Annotated in this window: 16 protein-coding genes; 8 read left to right on the forward strand and 8 right to left on the reverse strand. The window is 51.9% G+C overall.

Annotated features, from left to right (window positions below; translation table 11 throughout):
* Positions 1 to 166: 166 nt before the first annotated feature.
* Both EC840_RS04310 and EC840_RS04315 read left to right on the forward strand, forming a co-directional pair.
* On the forward strand, positions 167 to 2,473 hold the full coding sequence (locus tag EC840_RS04310) for an FdhF/YdeP family oxidoreductase (RefSeq protein WP_132964068.1): 2,307 nt from the start codon (positions 167 to 169) through the stop codon (positions 2,471 to 2,473).
* A 149-nt stretch (positions 2,474 to 2,622) separates the two neighbouring features.
* On the forward strand, positions 2,623 to 4,566 hold the full coding sequence (locus EC840_RS04315; RefSeq protein ID WP_132964069.1) for an exoribonuclease II: 1,944 nt from the start codon (positions 2,623 to 2,625) through the stop codon (positions 4,564 to 4,566).
* A gap of 669 nt (positions 4,567 to 5,235) precedes the next feature.
* Here the strand turns inward: EC840_RS04315 and cbl are convergent.
* Positions 5,236 to 6,189 carry an HTH-type transcriptional regulator Cbl gene (gene cbl / locus EC840_RS04320; protein ID WP_120162544.1) on the reverse strand — a complete coding sequence of 318 codons (954 nt, stop codon included), beginning with the start codon at positions 6,187 to 6,189 and terminating at the stop codon, positions 5,236 to 5,238.
* Positions 6,190 to 6,361: 172 nt separating this feature from the next.
* Complete coding sequence (locus EC840_RS04325; protein WP_132964070.1) at positions 6,362 to 7,306, reverse strand: 2-hydroxyacid dehydrogenase; 945 nt, start codon at positions 7,304 to 7,306, stop codon at positions 6,362 to 6,364.
* Positions 7,307 to 7,520: 214 nt separating this feature from the next.
* Between EC840_RS04325 and glgX the strand changes: the two genes are divergently transcribed.
* Complete coding sequence (glgX, locus tag EC840_RS04330) at positions 7,521 to 9,803, forward strand: glycogen debranching protein GlgX (protein ID WP_112288679.1); 2,283 nt, start codon at positions 7,521 to 7,523, stop codon at positions 9,801 to 9,803.
* A gap of 128 nt (positions 9,804 to 9,931) precedes the next feature.
* On the opposite strand, the gene apbE is transcribed toward glgX, so the two are convergent.
* Complete coding sequence (apbE, locus tag EC840_RS04335; RefSeq protein WP_132964071.1) at positions 9,932 to 10,981, reverse strand: FAD:protein FMN transferase ApbE; 1,050 nt, start codon at positions 10,979 to 10,981, stop codon at positions 9,932 to 9,934.
* Between the two features lie 112 nt (positions 10,982 to 11,093).
* Positions 11,094 to 11,660: a DNA endonuclease SmrA gene (smrA, locus tag EC840_RS04340; RefSeq protein WP_132964072.1), complete on the reverse strand. Its 567-nt coding sequence runs from the start codon at positions 11,658 to 11,660 to the stop codon at positions 11,094 to 11,096.
* Positions 11,661 to 11,873: 213 nt separating this feature from the next.
* On the opposite strand from smrA, the gene EC840_RS04345 reads away from it, so the two are divergent.
* Entirely contained in the window at positions 11,874 to 12,689 is an 816-nt protein-coding gene (locus tag EC840_RS04345) for a mannosyl-3-phosphoglycerate phosphatase-related protein (RefSeq protein WP_132964073.1), read from the forward strand.
* A 120-nt stretch (positions 12,690 to 12,809) separates the two neighbouring features.
* The gene (locus tag EC840_RS04350; RefSeq protein WP_112288685.1) at positions 12,810 to 14,030 is read left to right on the forward strand and encodes a glycosyl transferase; all 1,221 of its coding nucleotides are present in this window, start codon (positions 12,810 to 12,812) and stop codon (positions 14,028 to 14,030) included.
* A 78-nt stretch (positions 14,031 to 14,108) separates the two neighbouring features.
* Here EC840_RS04350 and EC840_RS04355 read toward each other — a convergent pair whose 3' ends face one another.
* On the reverse strand, positions 14,109 to 15,134 hold the full coding sequence (locus EC840_RS04355; RefSeq protein ID WP_129638264.1) for a TerC/Alx family metal homeostasis membrane protein: 1,026 nt from the start codon (positions 15,132 to 15,134) through the stop codon (positions 14,109 to 14,111).
* A gap of 431 nt (positions 15,135 to 15,565) precedes the next feature.
* Between EC840_RS04355 and EC840_RS04360 the strand changes: the two genes are divergently transcribed.
* The gene (locus EC840_RS04360) at positions 15,566 to 16,321 is read left to right on the forward strand and encodes an FNR family transcription factor (protein ID WP_013575564.1); all 756 of its coding nucleotides are present in this window, start codon (positions 15,566 to 15,568) and stop codon (positions 16,319 to 16,321) included.
* 155 nt (positions 16,322 to 16,476) lie between these two features.
* Positions 16,477 to 17,436, forward strand: a complete 960-nt coding sequence (gene uspE / locus EC840_RS04365; RefSeq protein WP_112288687.1) for a universal stress protein UspE — start codon at positions 16,477 to 16,479, stop codon at positions 17,434 to 17,436.
* Between the two features lie 91 nt (positions 17,437 to 17,527).
* Here the strand turns inward: uspE and pntB are convergent, their stop codons facing one another.
* Complete coding sequence (gene pntB / locus EC840_RS04370; RefSeq protein WP_129638265.1) at positions 17,528 to 18,919, reverse strand: Re/Si-specific NAD(P)(+) transhydrogenase subunit beta; 1,392 nt, start codon at positions 18,917 to 18,919, stop codon at positions 17,528 to 17,530.
* Between the two features lie 9 nt (positions 18,920 to 18,928).
* Entirely contained in the window at positions 18,929 to 20,458 is a 1,530-nt protein-coding gene (pntA, locus tag EC840_RS04375) for a Re/Si-specific NAD(P)(+) transhydrogenase subunit alpha (protein WP_112288689.1), read from the reverse strand.
* Between the two features lie 537 nt (positions 20,459 to 20,995).
* On the opposite strand from pntA, the gene ydgH reads away from it, so the two are divergent.
* Positions 20,996 to 21,949 carry a DUF1471 family protein YdgH gene (gene ydgH / locus EC840_RS04380; RefSeq protein WP_132964074.1) on the forward strand — a complete coding sequence of 318 codons (954 nt, stop codon included), beginning with the start codon at positions 20,996 to 20,998 and terminating at the stop codon, positions 21,947 to 21,949.
* Between the two features lie 76 nt (positions 21,950 to 22,025).
* Here the strand turns inward: ydgH and EC840_RS04385 are convergent, their stop codons facing one another.
* On the reverse strand, positions 22,026 to 23,138 hold the full coding sequence (locus tag EC840_RS04385) for a dipeptidase (RefSeq protein ID WP_112288691.1): 1,113 nt from the start codon (positions 23,136 to 23,138) through the stop codon (positions 22,026 to 22,028).
* Positions 23,139 to 23,221 lie beyond the last annotated feature (83 nt).

Here is a 23,221-nt window from a genome sequence, read left to right on the forward strand (position 1 = left end):
CCCGATATTTTCCTGCGATAGAGCGCTTCTATCACACCATCATGGCATTCGATTAGACGGCAGCGCATACCCCTCCTAAACTTGTGACATAAAATTAACAATCCGGTTAACAATTCATCGTTGCGGTTGTTTAAAATCAGACAAAAATCACCTGCGAAGCATAATTATGAAATTCAAAACTGAGATCAAACCCTACCACGGCGCGGCCGGCGGCTGGGGTGCACTGGAATCAACCACCCGTTTCGTCTTCGACAGTAAAAAAGTTCTGTCTAACCTGCGTAACCTGATGCGTGTTAACAAAGGTCGTGGATTTGACTGTCCGGGCTGTGCCTGGGGCGATGATAACCACAGCACCTTCAGCTTCTGTGAAAACGGCGCGAAAGCCGTCAGCTGGGAAGCCACCCGTAAAGCCGTTGAGCCTGAATTCTTCGCGCAACACAGCGTGAGCAAGCTGCGCGAACAAAGCGATTATTTCCTTGAATACCAGGGACGCCTGACTCACCCGATGCGTTATAACCGCGAAACTGATCATTATGAACCCGTCAGCTGGGACGCCGCTTTCGCACTGATCGCCAGTCATCTAAAAGGTCTGGAAAACCCGGATCAGGCAGATTTTTACACCTCCGGCCGCGCCAGTAACGAAGCCTCGTATCTGTATCAGGTCTTCGGCCGCATGTTCGGCACCAACAACTTCCCTGACTGCTCAAACATGTGTCACGAAGCCAGCGGTGTCGGCCTCAAACAAAGTATCGGCGTCGGTAAAGGCACTATCCGTCTGGATGACTTTGAAAAAGCCGATGCCATTTTCGTCTTTGGCCAGAACCCGGGCACCAACCATCCGCGTATGCTGCACAGCCTGCGTCATGCTTCTGACCGTGGCGCAAAAGTGGTGAGTTTTAACACCCTGCGTGAGCGTGGTCTGGAACGTTTCGCCGATCCGCAAAAACCGCTGGAAGTGGTCACACCGAAAGCCGGTCGCATCAGTGCGGCGTATTATCAGCCGAATCTAGGTGGCGATATGGCCGCCGTGCGCGGTATCGTCAAAGCGCTGTTGCAGACTCACCGTGAGCGTATCGCTTCCGGCCAGCCTTCCCTTTTCGATGAAGATTTTATCGCGGCTAACAGCGTTGGCGTGGATGAGTATCTGGCCGTCGTGGATGCCACCAGCTGGGAAAAAATCACCGAACAGTCCGGTCTGAGCGAACAGGATCTGCGTGAAGCGGCGTCTATTTATATGAACGCCGAACGCGTTATTTGTACCTGGGCGATGGGCATAACACAGCATAAACACTCCGTTCCGACCGTGCGTGAAATCACTAACCTGCAACTGCTGTTTGGTCAGCTCGGTAAACCGGGTGCCGGTCTGTGTCCGGTTCGCGGCCACAGTAACGTGCAGGGCAACCGCACCATGGGCATCGATGAAAAAGCACCAAAAGCGTTGCTTGATGCCATGGAAAGCCACTTTAAATTCACGCCACCGCGCGTGCCGGGCCATAACACCGTTGAAGCGCTGGAAGCGATGCTGCGTAAAGAAGCCAAAGTTCTGATCTGCCTCGGCGGTAATCTGGCAGCGGCGGCACCGGACACACCGCGCACCGAACGGGCGCTGAGTAATCTTGAGTTGTCTGTGCAAATCAGCACCAAACTCAACCGCTCTCACCTGACACCGGGCAAAGAAGCGCTGATCCTGCCAACACTGGGGCGTACTGAGCTGGATATGCAAGCCACCGGTTCGCAGTTCATCACCGTTGAAGACTCCTTCAGCATGGTGCATGCTTCTGAAGGCGTCGGCATTCCGTTATCGAAAGAACAACGTTCCGAAACCGCGATTGTCTGCGGTATCGCCAATGCCGTTCTCGGTGATAAATACCTCGACTGGATGGCGCTGGCTGACGATTACAATCTGATCCGCGACCACATCGAAGCGACCATTCCTGGCTTTAAAGATTTCAATGCACGCTGTGATATTAAAGGCGGCTTCTATCTGGGCAATGCGGCAGCGGAACTGAATTTCAACACGCTCAGCGGCAAGGCGAATTTCAGCGCGGCCCCGTTGCCGGACGTGCTGATCCCGATGGGCGATCAAAATGCGCCGTTCACCCTGCAAACGTTGCGTTCGCACGACCAGTACAACACCACCATTTACGGCCTTGATGACCGTTACCGTGGCGTTTACGGCCAGCGCGAAGTGCTGTTCATCCATCCGCAGGATCTGGCTGATTTAGGCCTGAAAGACGGTGAACTGGTGGAAATAGAAACGCTGTGGAACGACGGCATCGAGCGTAAAGTTACCGGCTTCAAACTGGTCAGCTACGACATTCCGCGCGGTAATCTGGCGGCTTATTATCCGGAAACCAATCCGCTGGTGCCGATGTCCAGTTTTGGCGACCAGACCCACACCCCGACCTCCAAAGCTGTTCCGGTGACTATCCGTCGCTGCGATCAAAAAGTCGACCTGCAACGTATCGCTTAAGTCAGACTTGCGCACCATCGCGCAAATCTCCCCTTTCGCTTCAGGGTTATGAGGCGAAAGGGGTAGATGCCGCTTGCCCGAAGGGGCCAGATCGCGTAAAACTGTCTGCCGCTAATCGAGCCACATTAACCCCCAATTCTCTGGACGATATGTTTCAAGATAACCCGCTGCTCGCGCAGCTAAAACAGCAACTTCACTCTCAGACTCCACGTGTCGAAGGCATCGTGAAAGGCACTGAGAAAGGCTTTGGCTTTCTTGAAGTAGACGGTCAAAAAAGCTATTTCATTCCGCCTCCGTACATGAAAAAAGTCATGCACGGGGATCGCGTCATTGCCTCCCTGCAAACTGAGAAAGAGCGTGAAATCGTCCAGCCGGAAACGCTGGTTGAGCCGTTCCTCAGCCGTTTTGTAGGCCGCGTGACCAAGAAAGACGACCGTCTTTCCATTATCCCGGACCATCCTTTATTACGTGATTCCATTCAGTGCCGCGTTGCCCGCAATATCAATCATGAAGTGAGCGACGGCGACTGGTGTGTGGCTGAAATGCGCCGCCATCCGCTGAAAGAAGGCGATCACAGCTTCCAGGCTGAAATCACCGAATGGATCACCACCGGCACCGACGATCTCGCCCCGTGGTGGGTAACGCTGGCACGTCATAATCTCGAACGTGAAGCGCCAAAATCTGACATCGCTGAACTGCGCGATGAAGGCCTGACCCGCGAAGATCTGACTGCCCTGCCATTTGTCACCATCGACAGCGGCAGCACGCAGGACATGGATGACGCGCTGTATGTGAAAGACAACGGCGACGGCACCCTGCAAATGACTATCGCGATTGCTGACCCGACGGCTTATGTCAGTGAAGGCAGCGATCTCGACAATATTGCCAAAAAACGCGCATTCACTAACTATCTGCCGGGCTTCAACATCCCGATGCTGCCGCGTGAATTGTCTGATGATATCTGTTCCCTGTGGCCGGACGTCAGCCGTCCGGTTCTGGCGTGCTCTGTGACGCTGGGCACCGATGGCGCACTGAGCAGTGATATTCGCTTCTTCGCCGCGACCATCGAATCCAAAGCCAAACTGGCTTACGACGATGTGTCTGACTGGCTGGAAGCGGATGAGAAAAGCGAGTGGCAACCGGCCAGCGATGTCATTGCCTCGCAGATTCGTCTGCTGAAACGCGTCTGTGACGTACGCAGCGCATGGCGCACCGAACATGCACTGGTATTCAAAGATCGTCCTGATTACCGTTTCGTATTAGGCGAGAAAGGCAACGTGCTGGAAATCGTCGCTGAGCATCGTCGTATCGCTAACCGCATCGTGGAAGAATCGATGATCGCCGCCAACGTCTGTGCGGCTATCGCCCTGCGTGACAGCCTCGGTTTCGGCGTTTACAACGTGCATACCGGTTTTGATCCGCTGCTGGTAGAAAACGCAGTGACCGTGTTGCAGGCCAACGACGTGGAAGCTAATGCTGAAGAACTGCTGACGCTGCCAGGTTTCTGCGCATTGCGCCGTAAACTTGATGCGCTGCCAACGCAGTTCCTCGACAGCCGTATTCGTCGTTTCCAGACTTTTGCAGAAATCAGCACCACCCCTGGGCCGCATTACGGCCTGGGTCTGGAAGCTTACGCCACCTGGACATCGCCAATCCGTAAATACGGCGACATGGTGAACCACCGTCTGCTGAAAGCGATGATCCTGCAACTGTCTGCTGAGAAACCTCAGGACGAGATGACTGTTCAGCTGGCAGAACGCCGCCGTGCCAACCGCATGGCCGAGCGCGATGTTGGTGACTGGCTATATGCGCGTTATCTGGAAGATAAAGTCGGCACTGATGTTAAATTCAGCGCTGAAATCATCGATGTCACCCGCGGCGGTCTGCGAGTACGTCTGCAAGATATCGGCGCCGTGGCGTTCATCCCTGCTCCGTTCCTGCACAGTGTGCGCGACGAACTGGTATGCAGCGCTGATACCGGCACCGTGCTGATCAAAGGCGAAGTGGCCTACCGTCAGAGCGACATCATTGATGTGAACATTGCGGAAGTTCGCATGGAAAATCGCAATGTGATCGCTAAACCGGCGGTGTAAATTTCGCGTTTAGCGAAGGTAAAAAACCGGTCTCAGGACCGGTTTTTTTATATGTGAAATTTGCCTTGCCAGGCGGGTTAAGTCTTGCCAAAGCCAATTTCGGTTTCTCAATTGCTGCGATCACTTAGCGCGCTGCGCCGAAACCGACCAAGAGGGAAAAATGCTTTTTCCCTCTTGGATCTCCCTTCGCTTTTTCACTGCGCGCTCCGCTCGCTAGCTATGTTTCAGTTGCCGCAGCGACAGGCTGGAAATCTTGCCGCTGCGCGGTTCCTTCATTTCGGGATTGCAGCCTAAGGTCTGCAACCTCTCATTCAGCAAGATTTCTGAATCGCCCGCACCATCTTAAAATCAACGGCAGACTGTTTTTCATCTTTTAAAAAGGTTGATTGGCGTGCTAAAAATTCAGCTGAACGGAGCGGCTTCGAGACCTGCGGCTCGAAGACCGAGAGAAGGCAGTGCGAAGCACATGGATTTGCGCCACTCGCTAATGCGCCGGAACATGTCCGTCATACCCGCGACAGCGCGCAGTTAGAAAAGCGCGGAGTCCAGAGGCCCGCGCGTTACCGGGTCTCTGGTCGGTGTGGGCCGACGCCCACGACCTTAACCTTAACCTTAAGGCCAGTTTGGGTGGCAACCCAAGGTGTTGACCTTAACCCAGGGGCTTGCCCCTCAGATCTGATAGTCAATCACCGGTTCTCCCCCCGTCGTAAACACCTTCTCTTTAATCTCATTCACCGACAGTCCCGGATTACACAATTCAATAAACCGCCAGACGTAGTTACGTTGCAATTGCGATTTTTTCAGCCCCAGCCAGACGGTGTTGGCTTCGAACAAATGCTCGGCGTTAATCAGCTGAAGGCCAGTATCACGGGCAGCTTCGAACGCTTTATCCGCCAGGATGCCGACACCCAGCCCTAATTCCACGTAGGTTTTAATCACATCGGAATCCTGAGCGCTGAGCACGATGTCGGCGGTGAGCGCGGCGCGGCTGAACGCTTCATCGAGACGCGAGCGACCGGTGATCCCCTGACGATAAGTGATTAACGGCTGTTCACTGAGATGCTGCAATGTCACCGGATGCTGCAACGTCAGCGGATGACCTTGCGGAACGACTATCGCGTGATGCCAGCGGTAATAGGGAAACGCCGCCACAGCCGGGTCGTTCATCAGTTTTTCACTGGCGATGGCCACATCCGCCTGCCCGCTCAGCAGCATCGCGAGAACTTCCTGCGGCGAGCCCTGATGTAATTCCAGACGTACACCGGGATAAATCGCGCGGAATGCTTTGATGACTTTCGGCAGGCTGTAACGCGCCTGTGTATGTGTCGTGGCAATAGTCAGAACGCCGGCGTCCTCTTTCGAGAAAACATCGGCCAGACGGCGGATATTCTGGGCTTCGTTGAGGATCCTTTCGGCGACAGCCAGCAACTCTTTACCGGGCTCCGTCAGCCCCAGCAAACGCTTACCACGACGGATAAATATCTCAACGCCCAGCTCATCCTCCAGCTCGCGGATATGGCGGCTGACCCCTGACTGTGAAGTGAATAACATGTTCGAGACTTCAGTCAGGTTGTAATTGCATCGCGCTGATTCCCGTATAATTTTGAGTTGTTGAAAGTTCACCGCTGTCTGCCTCTTGCTTGCCAAAACCCTATTGTTACGATCTGTTGCTATGCCAGACAAATAAGAAAAAGCTGTGTCTTATGCTTTTTCTGACTAACGGCGGGATGACACTCGTAAAAAAACGCCGTCAGGCGGCGTTTATGTCAGGGTGCAGGCGAGCGGTGAAAACGTTCTATTGCGGCACCGGGGTCATGACCGGTTTGTCGCTAAAATGCGCCGTGAGATTAGATAACACCAGCGTCATCATGTTTTCCACGGATTCTGGCGAACGGCCTGCCACGTGCGGCGTGATGACCAGGTTATCCAGTGTCAGCATTTGTGCAGGTACCTTTGGCTCGCCATCAACCACGTCCAGCGCCGCGCCGGCAATTTCATGATTCTGGAGACTGGCGATCAGCGCCCCGCTATCCACCACGCTGCCGCGGGCAATGTTAATCACAAATCCATCCGGCCCCAGCGCGCGCAGCACGTCCGCATCCACCAGCCTGACAGTGTCTTTGCCACCCGGCGTGGCGACCACCAGATAATCGGCCCATTGCGCCAGTCCGGTGATGTCCGGGAAATAACGGTATGGCGTGTCCTGCAGAGGACGACGGTTATGATATGCAATTTCCATATCAAACCCGCCCGCAGCGCGGTGTGCAATAAGACTGCCGATGTTGCCCATGCCGATAATCCCTAAACGCTTACCCGCCATTCCCGGCGTATTCCAGCGCGCTTTTTTCCATTCTCCGCCACGCACCGCCGCATCAAATTGCGGGATTTTACGGGTGATCGCCAGCATCAGCGCCAGCGTGTGATCGCTCACGGAAGAATTATTGGTTCCCGGACCATGTGTGACATGAATACCGCGCTGTTTCGCAGCAACCACATCAATATGTTCATACCCGACACCTTGCGCGCATATGATTTCCAGATTGGGCAGGTTATCCATTTCTGCCGCGCTTAAACCGATACTGCCGATAGTCAGCACCGCGCGGATCTGCTGCGCTGTCTGTGGATCCAGCGAGGTACGTTGTTCAGGTGTCGTCGCAAAATAAAGAGTAAAACCGGCCGCTTCGAACCGGTCAGGATAGCCAGCATCAAGATCGACATGGCTGAGTAACGCGATGGTCATGGGAGTTCCTCGGGATAAAGTCAGACAATAACTAGCAGGCTAGCCTTTTTGTTCTCACTATCATTGAAGCCCGGCGCCTTGTACAGCTTTTCGACGGTTAACGGGAGAAGTTCCAAACTCCGGTCTACACTCGTTGTTATCGTCTGTGCATGCGCAGATGGCCCTCTTTCGGCATTTTTTTGTCAGATTTCCCTGAAACGGAGTGACGTCAAGTATGACAAAGGCCCGGTCAAGCAAGACAAGTAAACCTACCGCCACAACGGAAGAAGTTCGCACAGTTCCTTCACATGCTCAGGTTGATATCGCCGTGGATGAACTCGGCGTGCGGATTATCCATCCCTACAGTGACGGCGAAATTGTTCGCAGTTTCGATTCCGGACACACCACCCGCGTCCGTGAAGGATTGCCCGTACCGCTGGGTGCAACGTGGGACGGACTGGGTGTGAACTTCGCCCTTTTCTCGGCGAATGCCACTAAAGTCGAGCTGTGTCTTTTCAATGAAGACGGCGAACAGTACGACGTGATTGAGCTACCGGAATATACCGATGAGGTCTGGCATGGTTATCTGCCCGATGCCCGTCCTGGCCTGCTTTATGCCTATCGCGTGCATGGCCCGTATGCACCGCATGACGGACACCGGTTTAATCCTGCCAAACTGCTGCTCGACCCGTATGCTAAACAGATTGTTGGTGAGCTGAAATGGGACGATGCGCTTTTCGCCTATGATATGCAGAGCCCGAAAAAAGACCTGCACATTGATAACCGCGACAGCGCAGAGTTTCTGCCCAAGTGTCGTGTAATCGACCCGGCTTTCTCCTGGGCTCGCTCACGTAAAAGACACATTCCGTGGGAAAAAACGCTGATCTACGAAACGCATGTTCGCGGTTATACCATGCGCCACCCGGCGGTTCCCGAGCATCTGCGCGGAACATTTTCCGGCATGAGTACCCCGCACATTGTGGAATACATCCGCTCGCTGGGCGTGACGTCGGTCGAGCTGATGCCCATTCATGCATTCACTGATGACCGGCATTTGCAGGATAAAGGACTGCATAATTTCTGGGGGTATAACACACTCAGTTTCTTTGCACCGCATCCGCAGTATATGGCGACGCAGACCGTAAATGAGTTCAAGCAAATGATTGCCACCCTGCACGCCGCCAATATCGAGGTGATACTCGATGTGGTGTACAACCACACGGCGGAAGGAAACGAACTCGGGCCGACGCTCTCTTTTAAAGGCATCGATAACGCCAGTTATTACCGGCTGATGCCGGACAATAAACGTTATTACATTAACGATACCGGCACCGGAAATACCCTCAACCTCAGCCATCCGCGTGTGCTGCAAATGGTTACCGATTCCCTGCGTTACTGGGCGACAGAAATGCAGGTCGATGGTTTCCGCTTTGATCTGGCTACCATTCTCGGACGTGAAAGTTACGGTTTCGACGAGGGTTGCGGTTTTCTCGATACCTGCCGTCAGGATCCGATCCTAAGCCAGTGCAAACTGATTGCTGAGCCCTGGGATTGTGGCCCCGGCGGTTATCAGGTGGGCGGCTTCCCGCCGGGCTGGATGGAATGGAACGACCGTTTCCGCGATACGGTGCGCAAATTCTGGCGAGGTGATGAAGGCCAGCTGGCGCAGTTCGCCACACGGCTTTCCGGTTCAGCGGATTTGTTCAATCACCGTGGCCGCAAGCCCTACGCTTCAGTGAATTTTATTACCGCGCACGACGGTTTTACGCTCAATGACTGGGTTTCGTATGCCAGCAAACACAACGAAGCCAACGGCGAAAATGGTAAGGACGGCAGCGATAACAACATCTCTGCCAACTACGGTGTGGAAGGCCCGAGTGATGATCCGGCCATCAATGAACTCCGGTTACGGCAGATGCGCAATATGCTGGCGACACTGCTGCTTTCACAAGGTACGCCGATGCTGCTGGCCGGTGATGAGTTTGCGCGGTCGCAGAATGGCAACAACAATGCCTATTGTCAGGACACTGAGATTGCGTGGATTAACTGGAATATCGAAGAAAAAGGTCAGGCGTTACTGCTGTTCACTTACCGGCTGATTGCGCTGCGTAAACGCTTCCCTATTTTACATCGCGGGCGCTTTCTCACCGGTGCGGTTCACGAGAAGCTGGGCGTGAAAGATGTCAGCTGGTTCCAGCCACAGGGGCCGGAAATGACCGATGCAGCCTGGAAAGATCCGCACGCCAAATGCATTGCGATGCTGCTTGACGGTCGCGCACAGCCGACCGGTTTACTGCGTCAGGGTTCATTAAGTACGGTCCTGCTGTTATTTAACGCCTCACACAAAGACGTGGTGTTCACGCTGCCTTCCGTTGCACACGGCGAAAGCTGGCGGCATATTTTCGACACCTTCCAGCCGGATGACGTTAACGAACATAATTTCGAATTCGGCCGCGAATATATCTGCACATCCCGCACCGTGGTGCTTTTCGAGCTGATAAGTACCTCGAAACACTAAAATCGGGCAGCGCTGTTTCAGTTACCGAGGATCTGAAGCAGCGTTTCCCTTCCCTCTGCCAGCCCTTTCTCACGTCCAATTGCCTGACGGCTCACGCCTTCAGCACGAATAAAATTCCGACACAATCTTTATTCCGGGTCTTTCAGATAGGCTTTGAACTGCGGCGACATATAACTTTTGAACGTGTCACCTTCTTTGGTGATCAGATATACGGCCAGATGCTGTTTTTCCGCCAGCGCCAGCGCTTTATGCGTGCCCAGCACCATCAGTCCGGTATCCCATCCATCGGCTTCCAGCGCGGTGGGCGCAATCACCGTCGCGGATACAAGCTTGTGCGTGATCGGCGAACCCGTGGCGGGATCAATAATGTGCGAAAGGCGTTTGCCATCCAGTTCGTAATAATTGCGATAGCTGCCGGACGTGCTGATACCCATGCCCTGCAAATCGACAATCGCCTGCACGGCCGTTTCCTTGTCCGTTGGCTTCTGAATCGCTACCTGCCACGGATTGCCCTTCGCATTATGTCCGCGGGACACCACAGCACCGCCCACAGACACCAGATAATTACTGATGCCATTGCCTTCAATCAGCCGCGCCAGATGGTCCGTGGCGTAACCCTCGCCGACCGTTGAAAGATCCACGTACATTCCCGGCAAATCTTTTTGCAGATACTGTCCGTCGCTTTGCTGGATCACTTTCAGATGCTGTAATCCGGTCAGTTTACGTGCTGCGGCAATCTGATCAGGCGTCGGCGTTTTGACCGGTTGTTTGTCAGGCCCGAAGCCCCAAAGATTGACCAGCGGGCCAACGGTGATATCCATCGCGCCGCCGGTCAGCATTCCGATGCGCATAGACGTGACAATCGCATCGGCCATGCCTGCGCTGATGGGTTGCGGCACGCTGCCCTGATACTGATTAAAGCGCGAAAGCACCGAGTCTTTTTTGTAAGTCGAAAGCTGGTGATCATCTTCTTTAAGCTGCGCCTCGATTTGTTCGCGCAGCGCGGCTTCACGACTTTTATCCACGCCTGCCAGACTGACGCGGTAAAACGTCCCCATGGTTTTACCTTCAATCACCATCGTCTCGCTCTGTTCAGCCGCTTTACGGTCACAGGCAGATAAAAGAGTGACGCCGCATAGCAACAGCGCGCAGCGCAAATAAATCGGTTTCAGGAACATGCAAATAACTCAATTAAGTGCCCGTTACCGGGCATGGAAAAGTGTCAGGACAGTAAGGGATAGCGCTTAAACCACGCGGCAACAAACGTTGACTTGGCCGGATCCGCGAGTATCAGCGGCTGCGTTTGGCGTGGCGTTCCCAGTTTTCCTGTTTCGCCTGCGCGGATTTTTTCAGCGCGACATAACAGGCACCGGCACCGCCATCTTTTTGGATGGCCACACAGAACGCCTGAACATCATCAAGCTGTTTCAGCCATTTGGCGAGATAACTGCGCACAATGTTGGCATGACTTTCATCATCACGGCCACGACCGTGGATGATCAGCAAAGTACGCAGATTTTCGGCCTGTGCCTGGCAGAAGAACGTAAATAGCTCCTGACGACACTGTTCAACGGGTTTGCGCAGCAGATTCAGGCTGGCTTCCAGCGGGTATTTTCCCTGACGAAGTTTGTCGAGAACGCCCTGCTGAACACCGTCATGCTTATACCCGAGCGGTTCGTCGCACGGCTGGATATTCAGAAAGCCGGTGGTCAGCGGATTTTCACGTTTTTCCGTTACATCTTCGCTGCTGACCTTCTGTCCGGTGGTTGAGTTTTTGAGGTAGACCACCCGTTTATCCGACGCCAGTGGCTGAACTCCGGCCATTTCCTGACTGAATAAATCATCATCTTCGCTCATCTGCTTACCTCTTTCTCAGCGGTGGGACTGCTGCAAATTATCCCTGTAAACCTCCTGCGGGTAAAGCTGCCAGCAAACGAGTCTGCGGCGGTAAAAAATCCTGAAATGGCGGCGCGGTCAATAAAACTCATTTTTCTATCTATACTTAGCTGCTGGGACAGAACTAAATCGTTAAAGATTTGCGTCTGTTACCGGCTGAATTGAGGAGAAAAGATGCCTTACCTTGACGATCCCTTGATTATTTTTACTGACCTTGATGGCTCCCTGCTCGATCATCATGATTACAGCTGGCAACCGGCCCAACCCTGGCTGGATAAACTTTCGGCGGCAAAAATTCCGCTTATTCTGACGACCAGCAAAACGCCTGCTGAAGTCGCGACACTGCAGTCAGCTTTGCACCTGACGCACCAGCCTTTTATCGCTGAAAATGGCGCGATGATCCATCTGCCGCCGGACTGGCGAACCGCTGATGAAGTCCCGTTTTATATCAACGGCGCGGGTTACAGCGAAATCCGCCAGACGCTGGTCGAATTGCGTCAGCGTTACGATTTTGAGTTTCGCGGATTTGGTGATGTCACACCAAAACAAGTCGCCGTCTGGACGGGTTTATCCGAGCAGGAAGCAGATCTCGCCATGCAGCGCGTGGCGTCCGAACCGCTGGTCTGGTTTGGTAATGATCTGGATTTTGCGCATCTGAAAAAATGCCTGGCCCGCGAAGGTCTGGCACTCACCCGTGGCGGACGGTTCTGGCATGTCATGGCAGCCGGTGCAGGTAAAGGTCAGGCTGTGCAATGGTTGTCTGAGCGCTATCAGCAAAAACGCGGGCAACCGGTTATCAGCATCGGTCTTGGCGATGGCCCGAATGATTTATCCATGCTGGAGGTGGTGAATTACGCGGTGGTGGTTAAAGGCCATCATGACCATGAAATGCCGCTGCATCGTGACGATATCTCAGGAGTTTTTCGTACCAGTGAATTTGGCTCCCATGGCTGGAGTCAGGGGCTGAGTCATTTTATCCCCCTTCTTTAAAGGGCAAATTTGAAGAGGTAATGGCCTTTATTAATAAATTGTTTTCACATTGTTTATCGTTCTGTATTTACAGAGAAGACTTCCAATAATTTTATCAATTCTAAAATTGGAGAATACCGTATGAGCGATTTTTATCAGGATGGAGTCATTACCAATTTTCATAATCTGACTAACCGCAAAGTCGAAGAACTGGAATACGATTTGCAGGTTTTTTCAGGCCGCCGTTCAATGGGATTAATATTACCGTCACTTTTTTCAGAACTTGAAGGTCCTGCACTGACCCGTATTGTGGATGAGCTGACCAAAGTCCCTTATCTGGAGGAGATCGTTATTGGGTTAGATCGCGCTGATCGCGATCAGTTTTTATTTGCGCGTGAATTTTTCTCCCGCCTTCCGCAGCGCCACCGAATTTTATGGAATGATGGCCCGCGCCTCAAAGCGCTGGATGAAGAGCTGAAAAAAGAAAATCTTTCACCGAATGAGCCGGGCAAAGGCCGCAACGTGTGGTTCTGTGCCGGTTATACACTGGCATCGCGGCGCACGTCGGTAGTCGGGCTGCATGATTGTGACATTGTCACGTATAGCCGCGATATGCTGGCCCGCCTGATGTATCCGGTGGCCAATCCCAACTTCCATTACGATTTCTGTAAAGGGTATTACGCCCGCGTCGCCGACGGAAAATTCAATGGCCGCGTGGGACGTCTTCTGGTCTTCCCGCTGCTGAAATCGCTGCAAATTGTTTACGGCCACTCTGACTTTCTGGAATACCTGCGTACCTTCCGCTATCCGCTTTCCGGCGAATTTGCGATGCGCACGGACATTCTGAATGACCTGCGTATCCCGAGCGACTGGGGCCTGGAAATTGGCGTACTTTCAGAACTTCATCGAAATACGGCGACCAAGCGTATTTGTCAGGTCGATATCGCCGATACCTACGATCATAAGCACCAGCCGATGTCCGAAGATGATGCGACAAACGGTCTGCAACGCATGAGTATCGATATCACCAAGGCGCTTTACCGCAAGATGGCGATCCTTGGTGTGAATATCACCAGCGAATCTTTCCGTATCCTCAAAGCCACCTACTATCGCAATGCGCTGGATATGATTGACGGGTTTGAGAATGACGCAAAAATGAACGGATTATCGTTCGACCGTCACAGCGAGGAATCTGCCGTGGAACTGTTTTCAGGCGCGATTATGGAAGCCGGTCAGGCATTTGTGGATACGCCGAGCGAAAAACCCTTTATCCCGAGCTGGAGCCGCGTACAGTCTGCCTTCCCGGATATGCTGGATCGCATTCACGAAGCGGTGGAAAAAGATAACGAGGGTGATGTGTAGCGCCGGCAATTTCTCTCTCCGCACAAAGCAAAAACGCTGCATTCGCAGCGTTTTTTTATATCGATACGTCAGCTCACGCTATGCGGCTTCTTTTTTTCCGGGAAACAACAAGCTGGCAATAATGCCCAGTGCAAGAACACCCAGCACCACGTAGAGGCTGGCCAAGGCGCTGATTTCAACCCCGTGATGCCACAGATGATTACTGGAATTCAGTGCCAGTTTCGCCGCCACAAAGAACAGCAGGAAAATCACTGATTTCTCAAGATGCACCAGATATTTGCGCAATGCCTCGAGCACGAAATACATCGTACGTAAACCGAGTACGGCAAACATCATGGCGGAATAAACAATCAGCGGTTCGCGGCTGACGGCGATAACCGCAGGCACGCTGTCGAACGCAAACATCAGGTCAGAAATCTCAACCACGGCAATACACAACAGCAACGGCGTCGCGTAACGCACGCCCTTTTTCACGGTAAAACTGAAGCCCTGATTTTCAGGCTTTGCAAGCTCAGCTTCGACCTGTTCACTGCTGACCAGAAAATGCGGGCCGACCAGTTTTGGAAACACCGGGAAGAAACGGCGAACCAGCCGGTTGGCGATATGATCTGAGTAATCATCATTTTCTTCGTCATCATTTCCTGCACGCATCATCAGGATCGCTGTCCAGAGGATCACCACGGCAAACACCATTTCGACCCAGGGTCCGAGCGCCAGCAAACTGGTGCCGATCACCACGAAAATCCCACGGAACACGATTGCGCCAATCACGCCCCAGTACAAAATCCGGTGACGATAACCGTCAGGCACTTTGAACCAGGCGAAAATCGCCATAATCACAAACAGGTTATCGATGGAAAGCACCTGCTCCAGCGCATACCCGGTGAGGAAAAGACTCGCGACTTCTTTGCCATGATGGACATATAAAAACGCGGCAAAACTCAGGGAAACGGCAATCCAGAACAGTGTCCATAAAGAGGCACTTTTCAGGCCAATCGGCTTGTGGCTACGGTGCGCAAAGATGTCAGTTAACAACGCGGCGACCGCCACGACGACAAAAACAATGGTTGTTTCCAGCGGAAAACCCAGGGAATCGGACTGCATGACACCTTTCCTAAAAGTAAACGAATGCTAAACGAAGGGAGCATTGTAAGCGGTTGTGAGGAGAATGGGTATCAAAGTCGATCCGGTTCAGTGTTTATGCCATAATCCTCTGCCGCATATTTCAGGGTTCATCAGGGCTAAAATAAAGCAAAACGGGCGAAAAAATTCATTCTTAGCCTGCTATAAATTGATTTAAAGCCTTTATTTTCTCCGCACTAAATATTCCCCCCATCAATAAATTGATCCTGATTTAAAGCTCATTGATTCTCAATTCGGCTTAATTGCATGTAAAGATCAATTTTTTATTTAAAAAAAACCTTTTAAAATCGGGGTTTTTTAACATTTCGCTCTTTTCGCTCCTTTAAGCTACTTATCACTCGGCGTAAAAGATGTTAAAATTGACCCATATCAATATTGCCAGAGTGACTCTTATGATCCCGGAAAAGCGTATTATTCGACGTATCCAATCTGGTGGCTGTGCGATCCATTGTCAGGACTGTAGCATTAGCCAGCTTTGTATTCCTTTCACGCTTAATGAGCATGAACTTGATCAGCTCGATAACATTATCGAAAGGAAAAAGCCGATCCAAAAAGGTCAGGCATTGTTTAAAGCCGGTGATGAATTGAAATCCCTGTATGCCATTCGTTCCGGGACTATCAAAAGCTACACCATTACCGAACAAGGTGACGAGCAAATTACCGGTTTCCATCTGGCAGGCGATCTAGTCGGCTTCGATGCTATCGGTGGCTTGCAGCATCCGAGCTTTGCTCAGGCGCTGGAGACCTCAATGGTTTGCGAAATTCCTTTCGAAACCCTGGACGATTTGTCCGGTAAAATGCCGAATCTGCGTCAGCAAATGATGCGTCTGATGAGCGGTGAGATTAAAGGTGACCAGGATATGATCCTGTTGCTTTCGAAGAAAAATGCTGAAGAACGTCTGGCGGCATTTATCTATAACCTCTCCCGCCGCTTCGCTCAGCGTGGTTTCTCTCAGCGCGAATTCCGCCTGACGATGACCCGTGGCGATATCGGTAACTACCTCGGGCTGACTGTAGAAACCATCAGCCGCCTGCTCGGCCGTTTCCAGAAATCAGAAATGCTGAGTGTTAAAGGTAAATACATCACGATTGAGAATCATGAAATGCTTTCTCAGTTAGCCGGTCAGTCTGCTCCGGTCTCTGCCTGATCTGTCAGGCTCCCGCCTGACAATTATTGCGTCGGATCATCAAGGAATAATTTGTTGATCCGACTCAATTTCTCCGCTATCCGATTGCTTAATCTTGGTTTACTCTGTACTTAATACACTGACCGCCGTTCTCTTACAGGTGTTAAGGAGTCCCCATGGCTAAGTATCAGAATTTACTCGTTGCTATCGACCCCAATCAGGATGACCAACCCGCGCTTCGTCGTGCCGTTTATCTGGTGCAACGTAACGGCGGCAGCATCAAAGCCTTTTTGTCGATTTATGATTTCTCCTATGAAATGACCACCATGCTTTCGCCAGATGAGCGAATCGGTATGCGGCAAAGCGTAATCAGTGAACGGGAAGAATGGATTAAAGAACAGTGTCGCTACTATGTCGAAGCGGGTATTCCGATCGACGTTAAAGTGGTCTGGCACAACAAACCTTTCGAAGCCATCATTCAGGAAGTGATTGCCGGTAATCATGATTTGCTGTTGAAAATGGCCCACCAACATGACCGTCTTGAATCTGTCATTTTCACGCCTACGGACTGGAATTTACTGCGCAAGTGCCCTTGCCCGGTCTGGATGGTCAAAGACCAGCCGTGGCCTGAAAGCGGTAAAGCCGTTGTCGCCGTTAACCTTTCCAGTGAAGAACCCTATCACGACCCGCTCAATATCAAACTGGTGAAAGAAACCATCGAGCTGGCCTCACACGTTAATCAGACGGAAGTCCATCTGGTCGGCGCGTATCCGGTCACGCCGATTAATATTGCCATCGAACTTCCTGACTTTGACCCAAGCGTCTATAACGATGCTATCCGCGGTCAGCATCTGATTGCGATGAAAGCATTGCGACAGAAATTCCAGCTTGACGAAAAATTCACACACGTGGAAAAAGGCTTACCGGAAGAAGTCATTCCTGACCTTGCAGAGCATTTGCAGGCAGGTGTGGTTGTTCTCGGTGCGATTGGCCGTACCGGTCTTTCTGCGGCGTTTTTAGGCAACACCACGGAACAGGTGATCGACCATCTGAAATGCGATTTGCTGGCCATCAAACCGGATGATTTTGAATGTCCGCTGACATTCGATGACGAAGAAGAGGATGACGACGAGTAATCTGTGAGAATACTGTCTGAGAATAATCGCTGAATCGCGCACAAAAGAAAGGCCAGTCAACTGACTGGCCTTTTTCATTGCGGCTCAGGAATTAGAGAGCACGCAGGATTTTCTCAACGCTTTCTTTGGCATCGCCAAACAGCATCTGAGTGTTTTCTTTGAAGAACAGCGGGTTCTGCACACCGGCATAACCAGTATTCATTGAACGTTTGAAGACAATCACGTTCTGCGCTTTCCACACTTCCAGCACCGGCATACCGGCAATTGGACTGCGTGGATCTTCCTGTGCCGCCGGGTTCACGGTGTCATTTGCACCGATAACCAGCACAACATCGGTATCGCTGAAATCGTCGTTGATTTCGTCCATTTCCAGCACGATGTCATAAGGCACTTTCGCCTCAGCCAGCAGAACGTTCATATGGCCCGGCAAACGCCCTGCAACAGGATGAATACCGAAACGAACCTTGATGCCTTTAGCGCGCAGTTTGGCGGTAATGTCATGCACCGGATACTGTGCCTGAGCCACCGCCATACCGTAGCCCGGGGTGATGATCACTGAGCTGGCGTTTTTCAGCAGCTCAGCCACATCTTCCGCGCTTGCCTCGTGATACTCACCCATTTCTTCAGCGTCGCCCGTAGAAGAGCCATCAGTACCGAAACCACCGGCGATCACGCTGATAAACGAACGGTTCATCGCTTTACACATGATGTAAGACAGAATTGCACCTGAAGAACCCACCAGCGCACCGGTGACGATCAGCAGGTCATTGCTGAGCATAAAGCCCGCTGCCGCCGCTGCCCAACCGGAATAGGAGTTCAGCATGGACACTACAACCGGCATATCCGCACCACCGATGGATGACACCAGGTGCCAGCCGAACGCCAGAGCGATGATGGTCATGATCAGCAATGCAACAACCTGCAGACCGACGCTTTCGGTGCGAACAAACATCACCATCAGCAGGAAAGAAACAACCAGCGCAGCCAGATTCAGTTTATGACGATGCGGCAAAGCCAGCGGTTTGGAAGAGATAATCCCGCGAAGTTTACCAAACGCCACAATCGAACCGGTAAAGGTCACAGCACCGATGAAGATACCGAGGAATACTTCGGTCAGATGGATGTTTTCCATCACGCCTTCCATCGGCACCGCACCGTGATCCAGATAGCTGTTAAAGCCCACCAGAACCGCAGCCAGACCCACGAAGCTGTGCAGAATGGCAACCAGCTCAGGCATTTCTGTCATTTCGACTTTACGTGCCAGATAAACACCAATCGCACCACCGATCACCATGGCGACGATGATCCAGCCAACGTTACCGGAGTCAGGTCCAAGAATGGTCGCGATTAACGCGATGGCCATCCCGGTGACGCCGAAAATGTTACCCTGTTTTGATGTTTCATGTTTTGACAGCCCGGCAAGGCTGCAAATAAACAGAATAGCGGCAACAATATATGCTGCTGTAACTAAACCCCCAGACATATATTCCCCTTAGTTCTTACGAAACATCTTCAGCATGCGCTGAGTGACGGTGAATCCGCCGAAAATATTGATACTGGCAATCAGCACGGCAATAAAAGACAGGAAACTGACCCATCCGCCATGACCGATTTGCAGTACGGCACCGACCACAATAATCCCCGAAATGGCGTTAGTGACCGACATCAGCGGGGTATGCAGCGCATGGCTGACATTCCACACCACGTAGTAACCGACCACACAGGACAGCGCAAACACCGTAAAGTGAGAGAGGAACTCTTTCGGCGCCACATTCGCCAGCCAGCCAAACAGCACAATGGCAACTGCCATGATGATGAATTTGGTCCACGGAGACGCGGGCTTAACTTCAGCTTTTGCTACCGGCTCAGCGGCTTTCGCAGCCTGCGGCTGAGCAGAAACCTGAATCGGCGGTGCCGGCCAGGTCACTTCACCGGCTTTCACCACGGTCACACCGCGCACAACGGTATCTTCAAAATCGATTTCGATTTCACCGTTTTTCTCTTTGCACAGTAATTTCAGCAGGTTAACCAGATTGGTGCCGTAAAGCTGGGAGGACTGCGTCGGCAGGCGGCTTGGCAAATCGGTATAACCGATAATCTTCACGCCGTTTTCTGTAGTGGTAATCTGGTCTGCAACCGTCAGTTCACAGTTACCGCCCGTCTGGGCTGCCAGATCGACAATCACACTGCCCGGTTTCATCGAAGCGACCATCTCTTTGGTGATGAGCTTCGGTGCAGGACGTCCCGGGATAAGCGCGGTGGTCACAATGATGTCTACTTCTTCGGCCTGGGCTGCGAACAGCGCCATTTCCGCTTTAATAAAGGCTTCTGACATCACTTTTGCGTAGCCGTCACCGCTGCCCGCCTCTTCTTCGAAGTCCAGTTCCAGGAACTCCGCACCCATACTTTTTACCTGTTCCTTCACTTCAGGACGGGTATCAAAAGCACGGACGATAGCGCCAAGGCTTCCTGCTGCACCAATGGCAGCCAGGCCAGCCACACCGGCACCGATGATCATGACTTTCGCCGGCGGCACTTTACCCGCAGCAGTGATCTGCCCGGTAAAGAAACGACCAAATTCATGGGCGGCTTCCACAATCGCGCGATAACCCGCGATGTTAGCCATTGAGCTCAGGGCATCAAGAGATTGTGCGCGGGAAATACGAGGCACAGAATCCATTGCCATTGCCGTCACCTGACGGTCAGCCAGTTTTTGAATCAACTCAGGGTTTTGCGCAGGCCAGATGAAACTGACCAGCGTGGTGCCTGCTTGTAATTTATCGATTTCATCGTTTTCAGGCGCATTCACCTTCAGCACGATATCTGATTGCCATACATCATCGCCGCTGACGACAGATGCACCCGCCAGTTCATAAGCTGCATCGTCAAAGCTGGCTAATTTACCGGCTCCCTGTTCGATAGCGACCGTAAAGCCGAGTTTAAGCAACTGTTCCACCGTCTTCGGCGTGGCTGCAACCCGGGCTTCATTGGTCAACCGCTCTCTTGGTACACCAATACGCATAGTATTCCCTTCACCCTTTTCATTGATGATTTATGTCATCGTCATAACAATTCAACTTCACGCCTGCCGGTTGATAGTAAGCCCCGGTGTGTATTTTTTCAGGCCGCTTATAACCTACTGAATATCTAATCAATAATCTACGTATCACAGCGATAGTCAGACAATTAATAATAAAAAAATTGATATGGGCCGCAAACCTGCTGCAAACCTGAGTAAACAGGCCTTTAATCCACCTGATAACCTGCTTTAAACCCGATCTATCACTGAGAGTTTCTCTACCTTAACCCGCTCAGAACGGGCATAAAAGTTAGAAAATAGTGAATAATTAACATTTATTTCACTACTTGGATTATTCAACAAACTTATATAAGTTATACTTGGTAAAAAAAGTCGCTGTTATCGTCGGTGGCGCACGCATTATTGCCATAAATTGCTGAGACACTCGGCATTGTTACATGCAATAATCGGCCGCTAACCTGTTACACATCAAGAATTCAGCACGTTTCAACATTACTGCGCAAGGTGAAAGGATTTTTTATGAAGCTGACAAAAACGATCATCGCATCGGCCCTGTTTTCTGTTTCTGCGCTGTCGGCTGCACATGCCGCGCAGGAAATTAGCCCACAGAAAGCTGCAGCCATTAAGCCTTTTGATCGCATTGTTATTACCGGGCGTTTCAACACGCTGGGCGATGCGGCTGATGCCGTGTCCCGCCGTGCCGATACGCTGGGTGCAGATTATTTTTATATTCAAGATACCAACAGCACTAACAATAGCGGTAACTGGCGTGTAGTGGCAGATATCTATAAAAAAGATGCGCCGGAAGTGAGCAATGATCCCCATTATCGCGTCATTAATGGCGTGGTAGAGCTGCCGAAAGACGTCGCTTATGGACTTGAGCCTTTTGATACTGTGACTGTCAGCGGTTTCTATCGCAGCCAGCCAGACGTTAACGATGCAATTACAAAAGCGGCCAAAGATAAAGGGGCTTATTCCTTCTTCATCGTCCGCCAGATTGATGCCAACAGCGGCGGCAACCAGTACATCACTGCGTTTATTTATAAGAAAGATGCGCCAAAACGCGTGGTTCAGTCACCTGATGCTATTCCTGCCGATTCTGATGCAGGCCGTGCAGCACTGGCAGCCGGTGGCGCAGAAGCGAAGAAAGTTGAGATCCCAGGCGTGGCATCTTCCGGCAGTCCAAGCCGTGAAGTAGGCCGTTTCTTCGAAACGCAGTCGTCTACTGGTAAACGTTACACCGTCACAGCAACCAACGGCGCGAAAATTCAGGAAGTGAATGACGTGACCGCCGCTCAGATGGTGCCGTTTGACTCCACGACCTTCACCGGTCACTTCAACAGCACCACGGATGTTTCACAGGAAGTGGCAAACCGTGCAGCTGCCAAAGGTGCCAAGTTCTACCACATCACTCGTCAGTGGCAGAACAAAAGCGGTGGCAACCTCACCGTCAGCGCAGACTTCTTCAAATAAGTTTGAGCCCGAAACAGCAAAAAGGCAGCCAGAAATGGCTGCCTTTTCTTTTGCCGCGAACATTTTTCCCGCAACCTTACTGCCCCCAGGTGCGTTCCAGCACATTAATCCAGTTCTTGTAACAGATTTTCTCCAGCAGCGCCTGGCCATACCCCGCTTTACGCAGTGCCTCAACTAACACCGGCAAACCGCGCACGTCCTTCATAAAGGGTGCCATCGATGCTCCGTCAAAATCCGAACCGAAGCCCACGCCATCCTCACCCAGATGTTCAACCAGATAATCCACATGACGCACCATAATGTCTGTGCCGGTATCGTCGCTGCGTTTGCCGTCTTCACGCAGGAATGGCACAGCAAAATTGAGCCCGACAAAACCGCTGCTTTCTTTAATTGCGCCAAGCTGTTTATCAGTGAGATTACGCGACATCGGGCATATGCTGAACGCATTGGAATGGCTGGCCACCAGCGGCGAGTCGCTCAGTTCAGCCACCTGCCAGAACCCTTTTTCGTTCAGATGTGACAAATCAATCATGATGCGTTTTTGGTTACAGGCTTTGATCAGCCGGATACCCGCATCGGTCAGCCCCGGCCCGGTGTCCGGCGACGTCTGGTATTTGAATGGCACACCCTCGCCGAAAATGTTCGGGCGACTCCAGACTGGCCCGAGAGAACGCAGCCCCATGCTGTAAAGCACATCCAGATTATATAAATCCTCATCTATCGCTTCCGCCCCTTCGATATGCATAACCACAGCTAATGCATGGTTATCTATCGACTGTCTGATTTCCTGCGCGGTACGACAAATTTTCACCTTTCCCTGCGACTGTTCTTCGATTCTGAGCAGGAACGCCATCATGCCAAATGTGACGTCACGTGCAAAATCGAAAGAAGGTGTCGGGGAAAAATCAGGATGCTTTTGAGTACCTTCCGGCAGAAAACGGGTGTCCACAGTACGATCAGGCACGCTAATTGCTAGATCTACTTCAGGAGTAGGCACCCAGGCGGCGAAAAGCCCGCCGGCAAAGCCTGCGTCACGACAGCGCGGCAGGTCTAATTGTCCGCTGGCGGGTCCCTGAAGGAATGACTGTGCAGGATCCTGACGATGTTCGTTCCAAAGTTGTAGCAAAACATCGTTATGTCCATCAAAAACCGGCATTAATTCTTCAGTTCCGTGCGCTACGTTATTCATAAAAAAGGTCTACCTTTGATTGAGCATGGCTAAGACAACGGAGATATGTTCCGACAGGGTGCACTCACCGCGTGAAATTGCAC

This window comes from Rahnella sp. JUb53 (assembly GCF_004346065.1).
GTDB classification, from domain to species: Bacteria; Pseudomonadota; Gammaproteobacteria; order Enterobacterales; family Enterobacteriaceae; genus Rahnella; species Rahnella variigena.

Bases quoted from the DNA above. Each gene is read 5' to 3' on its own strand.
- EC840_RS04385 (WP_112288691.1), bottom strand. From the start codon at position 23,138: ATGAATAACGTAGCGCACGGAACTGAAGAATTAATGCCGGTTTTTGAT.
- EC840_RS04310 (WP_132964068.1), top strand. From the start codon at position 167: ATGAAATTCAAAACTGAGATCAAACCCTACCACGGCGCGGCCGGCGGC.
- pntB (WP_129638265.1), bottom strand. From the start codon at position 18,919: ATGTCTGGGGGTTTAGTTACAGCAGCATATATTGTTGCCGCTATTCTG.
- apbE (WP_132964071.1), bottom strand. From the start codon at position 10,981: ATGTTCCTGAAACCGATTTATTTGCGCTGCGCGCTGTTGCTATGCGGC.
- EC840_RS04325 (WP_132964070.1), bottom strand. From the start codon at position 7,306: ATGACCATCGCGTTACTCAGCCATGTCGATCTTGATGCTGGCTATCCT.
- pntA (WP_112288689.1), bottom strand. From the start codon at position 20,458: ATGCGTATTGGTGTACCAAGAGAGCGGTTGACCAATGAAGCCCGGGTT.
- EC840_RS04345 (WP_132964073.1), top strand. From the start codon at position 11,874: ATGCCTTACCTTGACGATCCCTTGATTATTTTTACTGACCTTGATGGC.
- smrA (WP_132964072.1), bottom strand. From the start codon at position 11,660: ATGAGCGAAGATGATGATTTATTCAGTCAGGAAATGGCCGGAGTTCAG.
- EC840_RS04350 (WP_112288685.1), top strand. From the start codon at position 12,810: ATGAGCGATTTTTATCAGGATGGAGTCATTACCAATTTTCATAATCTG.
- EC840_RS04355 (WP_129638264.1), bottom strand. From the start codon at position 15,134: ATGCAGTCCGATTCCCTGGGTTTTCCGCTGGAAACAACCATTGTTTTT.
- uspE (WP_112288687.1), top strand. From the start codon at position 16,477: ATGGCTAAGTATCAGAATTTACTCGTTGCTATCGACCCCAATCAGGAT.
- glgX (WP_112288679.1), top strand. From the start codon at position 7,521: ATGACAAAGGCCCGGTCAAGCAAGACAAGTAAACCTACCGCCACAACG.
- ydgH (WP_132964074.1), top strand. From the start codon at position 20,996: ATGAAGCTGACAAAAACGATCATCGCATCGGCCCTGTTTTCTGTTTCT.
- EC840_RS04360 (WP_013575564.1), top strand. From the start codon at position 15,566: ATGATCCCGGAAAAGCGTATTATTCGACGTATCCAATCTGGTGGCTGT.
- EC840_RS04315 (WP_132964069.1), top strand. From the start codon at position 2,623: ATGTTTCAAGATAACCCGCTGCTCGCGCAGCTAAAACAGCAACTTCAC.